General features: G+C 52.6%; 16 protein-coding genes. 4 read left to right on the plus strand and 12 right to left on the minus strand.

Annotation, left to right across the window (positions count from 1 at the left end):
• Positions 1–652: phytoene desaturase family protein (locus tag VKV29_RS06410; RefSeq protein WP_324200477.1), on the plus strand; the 652-nt coding region annotated here is incomplete at its 5' end.
• A gap of 63 nt (positions 653–715) precedes the next feature.
• Here the strand turns inward: VKV29_RS06410 and VKV29_RS06415 are convergent.
• Entirely contained in the window at positions 716–2089 is a 1374-nt protein-coding gene (locus VKV29_RS06415; RefSeq protein ID WP_324200478.1) for a Gfo/Idh/MocA family oxidoreductase, read from the minus strand.
• 326 nt (positions 2090–2415) lie between these two features.
• Here VKV29_RS06415 and VKV29_RS06420 point away from each other — a divergent pair, with 326 nt between their 5' ends.
• On the plus strand, positions 2416–3543 hold the full coding sequence (locus VKV29_RS06420) for an LCP family protein (protein ID WP_324200479.1): 1128 nt from the start codon (positions 2416–2418) through the stop codon (positions 3541–3543).
• Positions 3544–3604: 61 nt separating this feature from the next.
• Here the strand turns inward: VKV29_RS06420 and rpsU are convergent, their stop codons facing one another.
• Positions 3605–3814, minus strand: coding sequence for a 30S ribosomal protein S21 (rpsU, locus tag VKV29_RS06425; RefSeq protein WP_016481629.1), 210 nt, complete (start codon positions 3812–3814; stop codon positions 3605–3607).
• A gap of 124 nt (positions 3815–3938) precedes the next feature.
• Here rpsU and VKV29_RS06430 point away from each other — a divergent pair, with 124 nt between their 5' ends.
• A complete protein-coding gene (locus VKV29_RS06430; protein WP_324200480.1) occupies positions 3939–5546 on the plus strand; it encodes a hypothetical protein in 1608 nt (535 codons plus the stop codon).
• 1 nt (position 5547) lies between these two features.
• The gene (locus VKV29_RS06435) at positions 5548–6243 is read left to right on the plus strand and encodes a CAAX prenyl protease-related protein (protein ID WP_324200481.1); all 696 of its coding nucleotides are present in this window, start codon (positions 5548–5550) and stop codon (positions 6241–6243) included.
• A 56-nt stretch (positions 6244–6299) separates the two neighbouring features.
• Here the strand turns inward: VKV29_RS06435 and VKV29_RS06440 are convergent, their stop codons facing one another.
• The 10 genes from VKV29_RS06440 to nrfD all read right to left on the minus strand — a co-directional run.
• Entirely contained in the window at positions 6300–6644 is a 345-nt protein-coding gene (locus tag VKV29_RS06440) for a cytochrome C oxidase subunit IV family protein (protein WP_324200482.1), read from the minus strand.
• 3 nt (positions 6645–6647) lie between these two features.
• Positions 6648–7412: a cytochrome c oxidase subunit 3 family protein gene (locus tag VKV29_RS06445; protein ID WP_324200483.1), complete on the minus strand. Its 765-nt coding sequence runs from the start codon at positions 7410–7412 to the stop codon at positions 6648–6650.
• Positions 7409–9118, minus strand: a complete 1710-nt coding sequence (locus VKV29_RS06450; protein WP_324200484.1) for a cytochrome c oxidase subunit I — start codon at positions 9116–9118, stop codon at positions 7409–7411. The genes VKV29_RS06445 and VKV29_RS06450 overlap by 4 nt, the downstream gene beginning before the upstream one ends.
• Before the next feature lie 69 nt (positions 9119–9187).
• The gene (gene coxB, locus VKV29_RS06455; protein ID WP_324200485.1) at positions 9188–10213 is read right to left on the minus strand and encodes a cytochrome c oxidase subunit II; all 1026 of its coding nucleotides are present in this window, start codon (positions 10211–10213) and stop codon (positions 9188–9190) included.
• 3 nt (positions 10214–10216) lie between these two features.
• Positions 10217–11122 carry an SCO family protein gene (locus VKV29_RS06460; RefSeq protein ID WP_324200486.1) on the minus strand — a complete coding sequence of 302 codons (906 nt, stop codon included), beginning with the start codon at positions 11120–11122 and terminating at the stop codon, positions 10217–10219.
• A gap of 98 nt (positions 11123–11220) precedes the next feature.
• Positions 11221–11787, minus strand: a complete 567-nt coding sequence (locus VKV29_RS06465) for a hypothetical protein (RefSeq protein WP_324200487.1) — start codon at positions 11785–11787, stop codon at positions 11221–11223.
• Positions 11777–13000 carry a hypothetical protein gene (locus VKV29_RS06470; RefSeq protein ID WP_324200488.1) on the minus strand — a complete coding sequence of 408 codons (1224 nt, stop codon included), beginning with the start codon at positions 12998–13000 and terminating at the stop codon, positions 11777–11779. Before VKV29_RS06470 ends, VKV29_RS06465 begins: the two co-directional genes overlap by 11 nt.
• Positions 12997–13746 (minus strand): cytochrome c, encoded by a 750-nt coding sequence (locus VKV29_RS06475; protein WP_324200489.1) that lies wholly within the window; start codon positions 13744–13746, stop codon positions 12997–12999. The genes VKV29_RS06470 and VKV29_RS06475 overlap by 4 nt, the downstream gene beginning before the upstream one ends.
• On the minus strand, positions 13743–14276 hold the full coding sequence (locus tag VKV29_RS06480; protein WP_324200490.1) for a DUF3341 domain-containing protein: 534 nt from the start codon (positions 14274–14276) through the stop codon (positions 13743–13745). Before VKV29_RS06480 ends, VKV29_RS06475 begins: the two co-directional genes overlap by 4 nt.
• A 26-nt stretch (positions 14277–14302) precedes the next feature.
• On the minus strand, positions 14303–15785 hold a 1483-nt coding region (gene nrfD / locus VKV29_RS06485), incomplete at its 5' end, for an NrfD/PsrC family molybdoenzyme membrane anchor subunit (protein ID WP_324200491.1).

The following is a 15785-nucleotide window of genomic DNA, read 5'->3' on the forward strand; positions in this document are numbered from 1 at the left end:
AGCGTACCTCACAAAACGACAAAAGCAACTCGAGCCGGCCTGCTCCGGCATTGTGCTCTACCTCGGATGCAATCGCACATGGCCCCAACTTCAACACCACAACTTTTTCTTCTCTGCCGATAGCGATGCCGAGTTTCGCGATCTCTACGAACACAAAATCCCTCACGACGACCCAACTTGCTATCTGGCAGCGCCGAGTATAACCGACCCTTCCGTAGCCCCACCAAATACCACTGCTCTGTATGTACTAGTCCATTGCCCCTATCTTACCGATGCCTTTAATTGGGAGCAACAGGGTGCCGATTATCAACAGCGCATCCTTGCTAAGCTAGAACGCTGTGGCCTTGTAGGATTAAGAGAATCCATTCAGGTTTCTCATGCTCTCACTCCAAGAGATATTGAGCGTCTCTACTGGGCAAACCGCGGCGCGATCTATGGGGTCGTCACACAACGTGGATTGCGTTCAGCCTTTAAAACCGGCAATCGAAGTCCGCTTATTAAAGGCCTTTACTTTGCCGGCGGCAGCGTGAACCCAGGGCCAGGTGTCCCTATGGTGCTCATGTCGGGCCAGATCGCGGCGGAATGCGTGCTGGAAGATTTTGGCACGGCAACACATCTTTCACCAAAAGAGATTGCATCTGCTTCCCACTAGTGTTGAAGCGCCTCTCTTTCTGAGAGGCGCTTGACATCTTGACTTCCAAAGGAAACGAGCTGGCTACATGTGGTACCCATGCCGATAGGTCGGATGAACGATGTGCATGACTTCCGGGGCATTCGTTGCCACCATTCTCCTGGCGTCCCACTCGATCTTCTTTCCGGCAGACCATACGGCCAAATTGCCCATGATAGCCATAGACGCCAGCGGTCCTGCATAATCCGGGAAGTTCGACATGGCCGGTATCCCCTCTTTGATAGCCCGCACGAACTCCTCAAAGTGGCCAGGAGATTGCGGGAAGGAAACCTCGCCCACATCTACCCCACCTATCAGGATGTTGTTGCTCCCGTAGTCATCAGAGGAATAGACCTTCCCTTTGGTGCCGATCATCAAGGAGCCGCTCGAGCTGATCTTGCCCGTTTTAGGGTCTCTCGGCACGTCGGTAAGCACATCGTCGGGAGGCAGCTTTCCTCCATCGTACCAGTGCATCACCACCGAAGAGCGCTTGAATGGCTTCACCATATCGGCAGGCCAAGCGGATGATGGCGGCCCCACCTGCTCGGCCGGGCCGAAATAGTAGTGAATAATAGACCATGAGGGGTAACTATCGTGGTTCGTTCCGGATGTTTCGGCCTCTACCGCGATTGGGTCGCGTAGATCGAGCGCCATAAAAGGGAGATTCATGGTGTGGCAGGCCATATCGCCCAAAGCCCCCGTGCCGAAATCCCACCAACCTCGCCACGAAAACGGATGATAGCCTGGTGCATAAGGCCGGAAAGGCGCAGGCCCAATCCATAGGTTCCAATGAAGATAAGCGGGTACCGGTTCCTGAGGTGGGCGACTAATGCCCTGCGGCCAAATAGGCCGATTCGTCCACACATGCACCTCCGTAACGTCGCCGATAGCCCCGGCACGCACCATAGCCGCAAATCGCCGCAGGTTATCTCCTGCCGTTCCCTGATTGCCCATCTGGGTTGCCAGCTTCTTCCGCCGAGCAACCTCCATCATTCGATGGACTTCATAGATGCTGTGAGCAAGAGGCTTCTGGCAAAAACAGTGCTTTCCCATCTCCATTGCCATAAGGGCCGCCGGTGCGTGCGAATGATCCGGCGTGCTCACGGTCACGGCATCTATGCTCGATCCCATCTCCTCAAGCATCTTCCGGTAATCATTGTACTTTTTGGCCATAGGGTACTTCTGTGCGGCGCGGTTGAGTGTGTTCTCATCCACATCGCAAATGGCCACGACATCACCCAAACGGGCGGCGTCTGCCGTATCGCTATCCCCTTTGCCGCCCACACCGATGCAGGCAAACTGAACTCGCTCGTTTGGTGACTTTCCTCCCTGAGCGCGTGCCGGATCGGCGATCCATATGCTGAACCCACCGATCAAGGCGCTGCCCAAAAATTCACGTCGAGTACTCTTCAGGCTCATTGCTCACTCTCCATCTGATTATGTTCCGACAAGGTACTCCCTTGCCTTCAAAAACTCCCTACTAAATTATACAGAGAGCCCCCTATCACCTTCCGACTGTGGCTCGGCGGGCGAATAGTTAACCCCCGAATTCCGTAAAGGAGATTCAGAAACGACTTCTGTCTTGTCCTTGACAGACCGAGAGAGGGTGATCTATACTTGTTTGAGATGTTCCATAAAGGAAGGTTACACCTTTCTAAACGGACTATCCCATTCATCTTTCACTCCCTTCGCTTTCTCTTCGTCGTGTCAGAGATAGATTATGCCTGAAGGAAATACAGATAAATATGAAAGAGAACCGCTCAACGCAAAACAGCGTCAATAATACGCAGAGCAAAGGCAGCCGGATCGGAACTTGGATCAGGAGAGGTTTACTTACTATCGTTGGCCTTATCGTTCTCAGCACCGGAGTCATCGCCGGAAGTTTCTATGCTCGAAGCCCCTTTATACGTAAACTGGTCAATAACTACTTCACGCCTCACAACATCGCAACCGTCATCACGCATCGCGATATTTTCGCGCCTTATGCAATCTCACGCCAATTCCAAGGGCCGCAACAACACAACCTTATCATCGCCCTGCTTGGCTGCGATGCAGACTATTATAATGATAGACCTGTCCCCATTCCAGGTTCGCCAGGACGTAGCGACGCGCTCTTAATCGCCCATGTAGACTTCGATAACAATACGCTGAATATCGTTTCTATCCCACGAGATTCGGCTGTACATATCCCCGGCCATCGGGGGTTTGATAAGATCAATGCAGCCCATGAGTGGGGTAGAAATGCACTGACCGACGAAACCCTTCAACAGGATTTCGGAATCAACCCCGACTATACCGTAGCCCTTCACTTCGAAAGCTTTCAAAAAATCGTGGATGCCGTAGGAGGTGTAGACCTTTATGTAGATAAAGACCTCAACTACGACGACAATTGGGGTCACCTCCACGTCCATCTGAAAAAAGGGTTCCAGCATCTTAACGGCTACCAAGCCATGGGCTTTGTGCGTATTCGGCACAGCGATAACGACTTGGTAAGAGAACAGCGTCAGCACGAGTTTTTGGAAGCACTACGTGCAAAGGTAATGAGTCCCAAGGCTTTCTTAGCTCTACCCGATATTCTCAACACGGTTTCGAACGATATAGAAACTAACATGTCGCAGAGCCAAATGTTAGCCCTCGTTCACTGGGCTATCCAGCTCCCTCAACAAAACATCCATTTGGCTATCCTTCCCTGCGTGGAGGGCCGCAGCTACGTCTATATCAAACCTGCCGAAGCCACCAAAATGCTCGCCGATATGCTCTACAACGGTGACACCACAAAGGTTAGCCTTAACGTTGTTCCTCCCCCTAGTAAATCGCTTGCCCTCAACCCCTACCTGCGCCGTCGTAGCCGTTACCGGCATCACACTTTGTAGCACAAAAACAGGGGTAGCTCTACAAGCCACCCCTGTTTTTCCAAAAGTTGCTAACGCCGTGCTATCTTCCTTCGCGCGCCTCCGCTTGACGACGAGCCCGAAGGAGCTTGCGTTGGCGAGCGGCTTCCTCACGACGGCGCCGATCACTCGGTTTTTCATAATGCTCGTGTTCGCGCGCCTCTTTCAGAATACCGCTCTCCATGATCATCTTCTTAAAGCGCTTCAGCGCCACATCCAAACTTTCACCAGGATTTACTTTTACCTGTGCCAAATGGTTCGTTCCCCCTCTAAACCTCACGCGGCCCGCATCACTTGCGAGCCAGCTTGAAATTGTGTTTGGTATTATACCACACTTCGGCCCTCGACTTACAAAAGAAGACGGGTACAATAGCTTCATGCACGCCAAAACCACTTGCTCTCGGTGGCAGCACGCGAAAATTGTTGCTGCTCTAGGTACCTTTACGTTGCTTGCCGGTTGTTCCCTTCATGCCTCCCATCATCGGTATATCGCCATTCCTCCACGTGGGACGGCTCCCTTGCCTCTTCAGATGCCTCATGCCCTCCTCCTTCAAAACCTGCTTGAAAGATGGAAAAAACCCCTGCTCGGCCGGTTAGACTCTTTTGCGGCAATGCAACGCGTCATGCAACTGCGCCCTCTCGTCGAGGAAGCAGCCAACCAAAAAGCGGTACAACCCTACCTAAAGATGCTAGCCCATAGCCAACATCTTTCCTATGAAAGGGCAAAAGAGAAATGGGTGCTGTTTCATCTCGCAGACCTCTTTGTTGAATCGGGGGGAGATGAAAATCAGATTTCATCGGCCAATGCCGCCGGTGTCGCCCAATGGATTCCCTCTCTAGCGCGTGAGCAAGGACTGAGAGTAGACCCACTGAAAGCTCAGCTTCTTACCCAACAGATAGTAAGTCTCAATTTACAAATCGCGAAAAGCGCCGAGATCGCCTCTAACTCTGCCTCCTCGGTGCCCTCCCAAAACCTGCGCAACCTGCGCGATAAGCTCGCCCACGAGCGCGCTCAAATAGACCAACGTTTCGATACCCGTTTGGCCTTATTCGCCCAGGCACGCTACCTCTTACACCTCTATCCTCGTTTTCCCTCTCTAGCATGGATATTCCAAGCCTACCATGGCGGTCAGGCCGGAGAGCGAAAACTGCTTCACCTCTACACAGGCAAAACGGCACCCACCAACATTCTCATTCTTCATGGTGATCACGGCCATCCTCTCACCTATGCCCAGGTCTATCTTACCACGGCGCCAAACAGCCATTCGGTCGCTTTTGATTACCTCTACAGTCGTGGAGATGACCACCGCCACTACTGGTGGAAGGTACTAGAATCGGCTCATCTCATCCAACATTTCCAAAAAAATCCTGGTTCGCTCTTCCCAACGTGGAACACCCTGATGCCCGGCCGATTACAAGACGCCGTGTGGTATCCCAAAGGCCCTTCTTACGCTTTTGAAACCGCTCAGGAGGTAGAGGAGGCCGTCAAAAAACATCTTCTCCTGTCGGTGCAAAACACAAACGACACCCAGCTTAATATCCCACCATCCTCTAAGCACCGCTTCCCTCTCCTACGCCCTGAAGCCTACGGCACACTCCGACTCATCACTACCCTCTACAAACGATTTGGTGGAACAGAGCCGCTTACCATCGGCGATTGCCTTCTGTTAAACCCCACGCGAGCTTCCTCTAAAGCCGATCCAGACGCCGATTTGACCGGCGATAATAGGGACGCTTCTGCGAAGCAGGTTCACGCAAACGAAGGGCCTCCTCTTTCCTTCAGCTACCATACAACCGGGCTGGTCTTCGATATACTTCACCCAAAAGATGAAAAAAGCCTACATCGGCTAGAATACACTCTAGATTTCCTTGCCGACAGGCGCATTATCGCCGTAACACCGGCGCACGATAACGGCCTGGATCGCTGGCATATCTGCCCGAACCCACTCTATGGTCAGGCGCTGGCCGAATGGAGACCAAAATAAAGTGTCTGAAATCCCAAACTCGCACCCTACCCAATCCCATAACGCGCTGCTGCTGAGCTATTTAGCGCCCACCGGTCTCTTTATTCTGTTCACCTTACTGGAAGGCTCGCTTCCAAAACCAGACTATCCGTTTGTTTACATGGCCAAGATCGCCGTGGTAACTGCAGCACTGTGCATCTTTCGCACGCCACTGAAAGACTATCGTTGGCAACCGCGCGCCGTTTTACCGGCTCTGGTCGTTGGACTTATCGTCTATCTCTTCTGGATTCCGCTTGATAGAGCCACACCGTTTCATTTCCCGCTCGGCCAGCGCTCGGCTTTTGATCCCTACCTCTTCTTGCCTGACCCACTGAAACGAAACCTCTTCCTCATTCTGCGCTTCTATGGCCTTGTGATTATGGTGCCTATTATGGAGGAGCTTTTCTGGCGCTCTTTCCTACTCCGATTGTTCACCGCACCGGACAAGGATTTTCTACAGCTCCCTATTGAGGGCTTTTCGAACACCGCCCTTTTGCTCGGCAGTGGTCTTTTCGCACTCGCACATCCGGAGTGGCTATCGGCTTTTCTCTGTGGCCTTCTTTATGCGCTTCTCCTTCGCTACACCCGCACGCTCACAGCCCCTCTCATTGCCCACATGCTTACCAATCTCCTTCTCGGACTATACATTCTCCACACCCATAACTGGAGCTATTGGTAAACAAAAGGCCTCCTGCAGTAGGCAGGAGGCATTTCAACGGCTATGCACACTAGATTCTACCACCCCATCGGTAGATGAACCCACTCACGGGTGATGTAGTCTCCCAACGTGCCAAACAAGACCAAAAGCCAAATAAACCCGAAAACCGACCATATCCAGGCCAGTTTTGAGGCCCACTTAACCCCCATGAAGATCAAGATCACCAACGAGGTCTTCGCAACAGCGACCAACAACGCCACTATAATGTTCAGCGCGCCTAGGTCGAAACGTGACACAACCACTGTCAACACCAGTAAAACCAGTAGGATAATATAGACCAGAAAATAGGTCCATCCTGACACCACATGCGGCTCGTGATGCCCTCCTTCTTCATGCATGTGCGTGGAACCATGTGCTGCCACTTGCTACTGCCTCCCGATAAGATAGACTAAAGGATAGAGAAATATCCATACGATGTCAACGAAGTGCCAATAGATTCCTCCGATCTCTAGAGGGATGTAGTCCTCCACTGCCGGATGTTTCACTGCGATGAGTACCCATAGACACCCCAACACAAGAATGCCGACGAGCACGTGCAGCCCATGAAGCCCTGTCATGATAAAGTAGAGGCTAAAGAAGAGTTGATGTGCGTGATGTTCAATGGGCTGCGGCGTATAGTTCCCTAAGCCGGCGATTCCTTTTGGAGCTTCGCTCATTTGGACAAGCGGAGTGTTGGCCTCAACGTTTGCTTTGCTAGGGGCTTCCCAACGGAAGGTTGGGCCTGGGAAATGGTGTTCCCGTATCTCCGCCGAATACTCGAAATACTTCACCGTTAGGAAGCCAAAAGCGCAGAGCAACGTGAGGCCCAGCCACATTTTTGTTTGAGAGCGAATGTCGAGCGTTTTCGCCCTTACGGCCATCGCCATAAAGAAGCTACTCGTGAGCAGGATGAAAGTATTCAGCATGCCCAGCTTCCAGTTAAGGGCGTTATGCGCCTCCTCGAAGGCGGTGGCATAGTTGTAACGGTAGATAGTGAGCGCTAAGAACAGCGCTCCGAAAAACATAATCTCCGTTACCAGAAATATCCAAATGCCCACGATGTAGGCGTCGTTCTGCTGCTCTAGCTCCTCGAACTGATGACCCACATGTTGGGGTGCAAACGTGGGATGTTCCAGTTCTACGGTACTCATTCTGTCTCCTTTATATATGGTTCTTCTGTTGTCATCAGGGGATGGCTTACAGCAGCCCCGGCCAGCTCCGCTTGAATCACCGGCTCATAATCGTAGGCCTCCCACGTAACGATCGGCACCTCATCGTAGTTATGCGAGGGGGGTGGAGAGGGAAGCGTCCACTCAAGCCCAACTGCCCCCCATGGATTATTCCCCGCCGGCGCTCCCTTGAACAGCGACCAGAGCAGGTAGCAGAAGGGGATGATGTAACCCACCGCCAGCACGCTTGCACCCGCCGAGGAGAGGATATTCCAGGCCTGGTATTCCGGCAGATAGTAGTGATAGCGTCGCGGCATGCCGAGGTAGCCCAAAATGAACTGTGGGAAGAAGGTGAGGTTGAACCCGATGAACATAATCAACGCGGCCAGCTTCGCCCAGCTTTCCGGATAGAGCCGCCCTGTCATCTTTGGCCACCAGAAATGAAGGGCTGCCATGAACCCGAAAATGGCCCCACCTACCATAACATAATGGAAGTGGGCTACCACGAAATAGGTCATGTTAAGATGGACGTCTACCGCCAAAGATGCCAGATACAATCCTGTAAGCCCTCCAATGGTAAACAACCCGATGAAACCAAGGGCGTAGATCATAGGGGCAGAAAGCCATACATTGCCCTTGTACAAGGTTGCCGACCAGTTAAACACTTTAATGGCCGACGGCACGGCGATAAGGAACGAGATTAGGGAGAATACCATGCCGCTGTACATCGACTCGCCGGTCACAAACATATGGTGCCCCCACACGAGGAAACCAAGGAGGGCAATGGCTAAGCTGGAGAAGCCTACGAACTCGTATCCGAAGATGCGTTTTCGTGAGAAGCAGGCAATAACCTCACTTACCACTCCCATCGAGGGCAGGATCATGATGTAGACGGCGGGGTGAGAGTAGAACCAGAAAAGGTGCTCGAACAGCAGGGGGTCGCCCCCACACACCGGATTAAACACGCAGAACCCGAAAATGCGCTCCATCGCTACCAAAAAGAGCGTGATGGCTACCACCGGCGTGCCCAAGATCATGATGATGCTTGTAGCATACATCGCCCATACAAAAAGCGGCATGCGGAACCAGGTCATCCCTGGAGCACGCATCTTGTGGATGGTCACGAGGAAGTTAACGCCCGTGGCAATGGAGGAAAACCCAGCGATAAACACTCCAAAGATCACCAGGGAGACGTTCGTGTCGCTATATACGGAGCTGTAGGGCGTATAGAACGTCCAGCCGGTGTCCACCCCTCCGAAGATGATCGCCAGCAGCATGAGGAAGCTACCTGTCATATAGAGGTACCAACTCAGCAAGTTCAGGCGTGGAAACGCCACGTCCCGCGCGCCGATCATCAAAGGCAGGGCAAAGTTGCCAAACACCGCCGGGATCGAAGGAACCAAGAAGAAGAAAACCATCACGATCCCGTGAATAGAAAACAGCTTGTTGTAAACCTCGTTCGAGAAGAAGGTGTCGTGCGGTCGCACAAGCGCAATGCGTATGCCGGCGGCAGCAGCCCCTCCGATCGCGAACATAAAGGTGATCCCCAAAAGATAGAGGATCGCGATGCGCTTATGGTCTAGCGTTAGGAGCCAAGACGCCACCGTGTGCTGAATATTCAGATAGTTTTCACGTTCCTTGCGACTTTCAGGAACCGGTACGGCACCTGGTACAGATATGCTACTCATTGTTTAACACCCCTTATTTATCACTTTCTAGAGCACTCTCACGGTCTTATACGAGCGCTGCTCTATCGTTCACTTTCCGCCAGCCCCTTTTGAGGGTTGCGTTGCCGATGAAGTTGTTGTTTTTAAAGTTCTCAGATTCTGGCCGCCTAGCGATTTAATGTAGGCGATCAGTTCCAAAATCTCCTCCTCACTCAACTGCCCTGGCCCATCACCAACGGAATAGGCCTGCATAAGCGGAGGATAGCCCGCCACACGTACCGAGTCGGGATTGACAATGGATTGACGAATAAAGTTATCGTCAACGGTCACCGTCTGTCCATTTTGCAGCACGACCTTCGATCCGTATAGACCGTTCAGCGTGGGGCCGTGCACTCCATCTTCACTCGCATGACAGTTGGCGCATCCGTATTTGTTAAAAAGATCGTAGCCGCGCTCGGCAGCGGTTTCACGGTGCGCCACCTCCATATTGCCTCCGTTCTCTTTCCACTGAAGATAATCGGCAGGCGTCATCACATAGACAAACCCACCCATCTTCGAGTGGTTCGTGCCACAATATTCCGTGCAGTAGAATGGATACTTCCCTACTTTTGTCGGAATGAACCACACGGTATTGTAGTACCCCGGCAGGCAGTCACGCTTTACACGAAAAGCGGGCACATAGAAGCCGTGGATCACATCCTGCGAGATCATGGTAAGCTTAATAGCCTTACCCACAGGTATATGAAGCTCGTTGTTTTCACGGATGCCGCTATCGGCGTGTTGCAAATGCCACATCCATCTTTTACCGATGACCAAAATCTCCTGTGCATCCGCCGGTGGGTTGTAGGCCTCCGCATAAGGCCGTGCCGACCATGCGAATATCACCAACCCGATAATACCGGGGATGATTGACCATGTCAACTCCACAGGCAAATTGCCAAAAGAGCGGTTTGCTCGGTTTGCCTTCGAGCCTCGATGGTAGCGCACAACGAAAACTATGAGCAAGCAGAACACCAGGGTGGTGAAGAATATTGTAAGCCCTACCAGCGTGTAGAAGATATGATCCACCTCATTGGCAAAGGTAGATGCTGCCGGTGGAATAATGGGTAACTCCATAACTCAGATCGCTCCTCCAGCGTTGTGTGGTTCGCCCTCTTTTGGCGCAATAGGCGGCAGCTTCGGATGCTTTTTCTCCCAGTAAAACAGCCCCCCGATCACACCGGCGAGGGCCAGCACGGTCAAGGTACCTGCCCCTACAATCACGCGCTGAATCACCACCCCGTAATGCCCTGTGGTTGGGTTCCAGGTACAGCATATAGCGATGATCTGGTCTATCGGGGAACCGATCTGATTCTGCGAGGCCTTGATCAGCGCAATCTTCAGATCGGAAGGGTTGTAATCGGTGCCGAAGAAGTAACGGTAGATACGTCCCTGCGGGGTCAGCACCAAGATGCCGGTGGGGTGCACGAACTGCTGGTACTTCAGATTATAGTTGTAGTGAAAGCCCGTGGCCTGAGCCAGCGCCTGAATGTTTTTTTGGGTTCCCACCATAAAGTGCCATCCCTCAGCCGCATACGGTTGGTTGCTGGTCATCTTAAGATAACCTTCTTTCGTCTGTGCGGCCAACTGAGGCGGCTCTAAGGGGTTAATGCTTATGGTGAGAGCCGTAAAATCGCGCCCTAGCTTATATTTCAGCTTACTAAAGACATCGGCCATTCCCTGCAACTCCAAAGTGCAGCCCGCCTTACATCGGTAGAAGGGGGTAACGAGAATGACCGGATGCTTGCCGTCAAAAAACTGCCTTAGAGCCACGACTTGCCCCCTAGAGTCCGTAAAGGTAAGGTCTAGCGGGATGGTATGGTTCACCTTTTGTTCGTAGTAAACCCCTTTCGTCGGGCTTGTTGCCGACTGGGCTAACGCTTGCGCCGCCACTTGGGATGAGTTAGTCTGGGCACCCGCTCCTATATTCATTAAGCCTAACCCTCCTAAAAGGGTAGCCAGCGCCATATATGTCTTTCTTTTCACAACCATGTTCATCGCCTCTTTCTCGCCCCTAAAATCTTTGCCGAATTTGGATACTTCTATCTTAAATACGGCATTGCAGACCGCTTCTGCTTCATAAGTTAAGGTGAACCCATGGAACTCATCCCCGGTTGGTAGGTCTCTGTGGAAACACCATAGCTCTGTACACCGGTGGCACTCTCTCCTTTAGCTCCCTGCACCGTGGCCTGAGGCAACTGGTCGGATGCCTGTCCTACCGTGTAGGAAGGTTCATTCGGCTCCATCGGGTCGGGTTGAGCGGGGTTTGGGCGCGTTGGCAATCCCTCCTGCGCCACGATCTCCATCGCCCTCTCCACCGGAATATGCAGTTTATGGGAGATCGGGTCGCGGCTGTAAGTGTTGAGGATAAAATCTTCATCCTTACGTAGGTTCTGGATGTCTACGGTGGGATTTGCCTGCAACCGCGGTTCCGCCGGACGCACCGCCTCTCTCGGTATGGGAAACTTAGAGGTACGCGTTGGCGCCACATGCAGAATGTACGGCTTAAAGAGCCAAATGACAAAGGCGGCAAAGATAGCTACAAGTGCCAAGCCAAAAATCGTCTTCGCAACGGTCTGAGGTGTCAGATCGCTCTTCTCATATCGCGCTCCCGGCGTGGGGGAGCCGCCATGACCATGACTAGGATGCATGTTGTAGTACCTCCGTTTCTAGCACTTCTGTGGGCAACCCTGCGGTGTAGAGCGGTACTAGGCGATTCCTTCGCAAATTGAACACGAAGAGAACAAGCCACAGGCCACCTAGCAGCAGAAAGCCGCCTAAGTAGGAAAGAAAGCCTTGAAACTGAGCGGCAAAGCTCGCGTTGAGCGAATGAAACATCGGCTCCACATTCCACACTATATCCACCAAACAGGCCAGAAACTGTATGGTGGCCGTCATCGCTAACAAGGCAGGAACTCGCTTCGTGCGCCCAGAAAGCAGCAGCAGGAAAGGCACGAAGAAGTGAAAGATCACCAAAAATGTGGTGAATGTGGCGAAGGCGAAATCGGTGTTGCGCCGCAGATAAAACTCGATTTCGTAGGGCAGATCGCCCGACCAGGTAATGATGAACTGCGATACAGCAAAGTAAGCCCACACCATGGTCATCACAAGCATGAGGTTGCCAAGGTCTTTGGTACGCTGCGGCGTGATCAGCTTGTCATAAGGCGTATAACCCTTTATTTTCTGCCGGCACACGAGGAAGACGGCGAAGGCGTGGGCAGTTAGCGCGCTGCTAATGCAGAAGTAAAAGCCGTAAATGGTTGAGTACCAATGCTTATCCAGCGTCATAACCCAGTCGGTGATGGCGAAGGTTACGAGCAAGACAGAGAACACAAAGGCAGGAGCCGAAAAGCTGGCCAATTTGTTCTCATAAAGCACATCTCCCGTCTCGTCCTGCAGCCGTCTTAACTTCACCGCTTGAAAGGCGAACCAAGACAGCACAAGAAAGTAAAAGATTGTTCTCAAGAAAAAGAAGGGAGCGTTCATATAGGGTGCACGCCATCGTAAAACGCTGTCTTTGGCCACTTCTGCCGGGTTCGCCCATGGATAGAGGTGGTGCGTGAAGACCGCGTAGATAATAGGTAACGACGCAACCCCTAGCAGGGGGAGGATTTTAGCTCCCGCCTCATAAATACGCACAACGGGCACACCCCATTGAGCGCGAACCATCCCCTGCAACAGCGTTAAGCCAAGACACCCTACAGACAGGCTCACAAGAAAAACCCATCCGGTGAGGTAGCCACGATAGAGCTGCTCCAAATTGGAGGCGTAGGGGATGAGGCAGAGAACCCCTAGTATCGCACAGACAGCCCCTAAAACCTGAAGATTTGTGTAGGTTCTTGGAAAGCCTTGTTCCTTATTCATTTCTCGCTTCCCTCTTGATTGGTGCTCATCGGTCCTCCATTTTCTGCTGATGAAATGGAGATAAAGGGAGATGTGTAGGTGATGTTGTGCCAGGCCGGCCCTGTATCTCCGGTAGTATGTATCAGTGGCAGCTTGCTGATGTCCACTCCAGGGGGAAGGTCTGAAGGCTTGGCATCTTGGCTGCGCTGAAGCACTCGAATGTAGGCAACGATACGCCAACGATCATCCGGTTCAATGCGCGAGGCATAGGAGAACATCGTGCCGTAGCCATTGGTGATCACATCGTAAAAATGGCCGATTGGCATCTTTCGTAACCTGTCGGTATGATAGGTTGCCGGAGGTCGGCGCAAAGCCAAGCCACGCATGGCGATCATTCCCATCCCGTTGCCTAACGCCCCGTGACATGGAGAACAGTAGATATTGTAAAGTTCTTGTCCGCGCTTCAAATCCTCATAAGTGATTTTGAATGGGAAGCGTGTCTCCATGCGCCCCAACACTAGCTTGTTGCCAACATAATGTGTGCCCACATAGCCCGTGTAGCGCCCCTCATCCGTCCAAAAATGCGTGCGGTCAACGGTATGAGCCGGCAAAGGACGCATGGTGGCTCCATCGGGAAAGACCTCAGAAGGGCTATAGTCATCGGCTTTTGGCTGATCCCACATATCCTGATGACATCCGGCGAGAAGCCATAGCGCCATCGCCGCCAAAGGCAACCAGCCCACCTTTCGCCACTGAATAGAACTCACTTTTCCACCTCCGACACCAGCTGTGCCCCCAAACCACGCAGAAACTCCTCGGTTCCCTCGCGGTCGAACATGCCATCATCCGCCTCAATGCAGAGGAAAAAGAGATCGGAGGTCGCCCGCTCGAATCGGGGTGCATTGAAAATCGGATGATGGGGACGCGGGAGGCCATTCAAAAAGATCGTCGCGAAAAACGCGGTGAGACCTGCAAAGAGAATGGTGCATTCATAGGTGATCGGTATGAACTGTGGCCAGCTGTTGTAGGGCTTCCCGCCTACATTCCACGGATAGTCAATCACCGCGGTATACCACTGCATCAAAAAACCGAAAACGCAGCCGGTTACCCCCCCCAGGAAGATAAGCCAGGGCATACGCCAATCGTGTATCTCCAAGGCCTCTGAGAGGCCGTGCACCGGGAAAGGCGTGTATGCTTCGACCTTACGATAGCCGGCCTCACGCACCGCTCTGGCGGCCCTTAAAAGATCGTCCGGATTATTGAACTCGGCAACAAGACCGTAGAGGTTCGCATTCATATCTAGTACTCCTGTTGCATTCTAGGCTAGGCCTCCGCAGTGCCCGTCGTGTGCTCAATCTCCGTCGTCTCAGCCTCATGTCCATGATGGCCGAAGTGGAACCGGCGCCAAACAAGGTCGCGCATCTCGAAGACGGAGATCATCGGAGCAAAGCGCACGAACAGGAAGAAGAAGAAGGTGAATAGGCCAAATGTTCCTAAATAGACCAACACATCCCAAATCGTGTTGGTATAGTACCCCCAGGTGGCCGGCAGAAACTGGCGGGTAAGCGACACGGCGACGATCACGTAGCGCTCAAGCCACATGCCGATGCTGATGACCACCGAGATGAAGAAGAGCCAGTTAAGGTTGCGTCTTACCCACGGCAGCCACAAAGCCTGCGGGATAATACAGTTTGTGAGGATGAGGAACCAGTAGGCCAATCCATAGGGCCCGAACTGGCGAAACTCCATCATTCGCTTGTCGAAATAGTCTCCCCCAAAGTAGGCGAAGAAACACTCCATAATGTAGCCGTAGAACACGATCAACCCCGAGGTAAGCATCATTTTGGCCATCCAGTCGAAGTGCTTCATCGTTACATAATCTTCGAGGTGATACCAGACTCTCAAGGGGATTGCCAGCATAATGACCATGGCAAACCCTGCATACAAAGCTCCTGCCACAAAGTAGGGTGGAAAGATCGTCGCATGCCAACCGGAAACAATTCCTACCGAGAAGTCGAAACTCACCACCGAGTGCACCGAAAGCACGAGGGGGGTTGAAAGACCGGCGAGAATAAGATAGGCCGTCTCAAAGCGCTCCCAATGGCTCGCTGCCCCACGCCATCCTAACGAGAGAAAGGCATAGACATATTTAACTATTGGATTTTCCGCCCGATCACGCACGGTGGCGAAATCGGGTACAAGGCCTAGAAACCAGAATAGCACAGAGATGGTGAAGTAGGTACCTACCGCAAAAACATCCCACATGAGGGGGCTTCGCCATTGAGGCCACATGGCCAGGATGTTGGGTAACGGAAACATCCAGTAGTCCACCCATGGACGCCCCGTGTGGAGCGCTGGGAAGATACCGGCGCACATAACGGCGAAGATGGTCATCGCCTCGGCAAATCGGTTGATCGAAGCGCGCCATTGCTGACGCATCAGCGCCAAAAAGGCCGAGATAAGCGTTCCGGCGTGCCCGATTCCGATCCACCACACGAAGTTGATGATCGCCCACCCCCAGCTTACCGGCTGGTTAATACCCCAAATACCTACCCCTTTAAACACGAGGTAGGTCAGAGAGATGCCGAGGACGTTGAACAGCAAGAAACCTATGGCGATCATGATCCACCAGGGCAGTTTGTGCTTGCTCTGGCTCAGCACAACCGAAACGATTCGTTCCGTTACCGTCTCAAACGTCTGATCGCCTTCTATAAGGCCGGCAATCGCCGGATTCTCAGGGGCGCTGCTTGATGACTGGATAGAGGTCTCGTTATCCAACTTGCTTCTCCGTTTCCGGTTCGATATC

Origin of the sequence: Chthonomonas sp. (genome assembly GCF_035294165.1) — a bacterium.
GTDB lineage: Bacteria > Armatimonadota > Chthonomonadetes > Chthonomonadales > Chthonomonadaceae > Chthonomonas.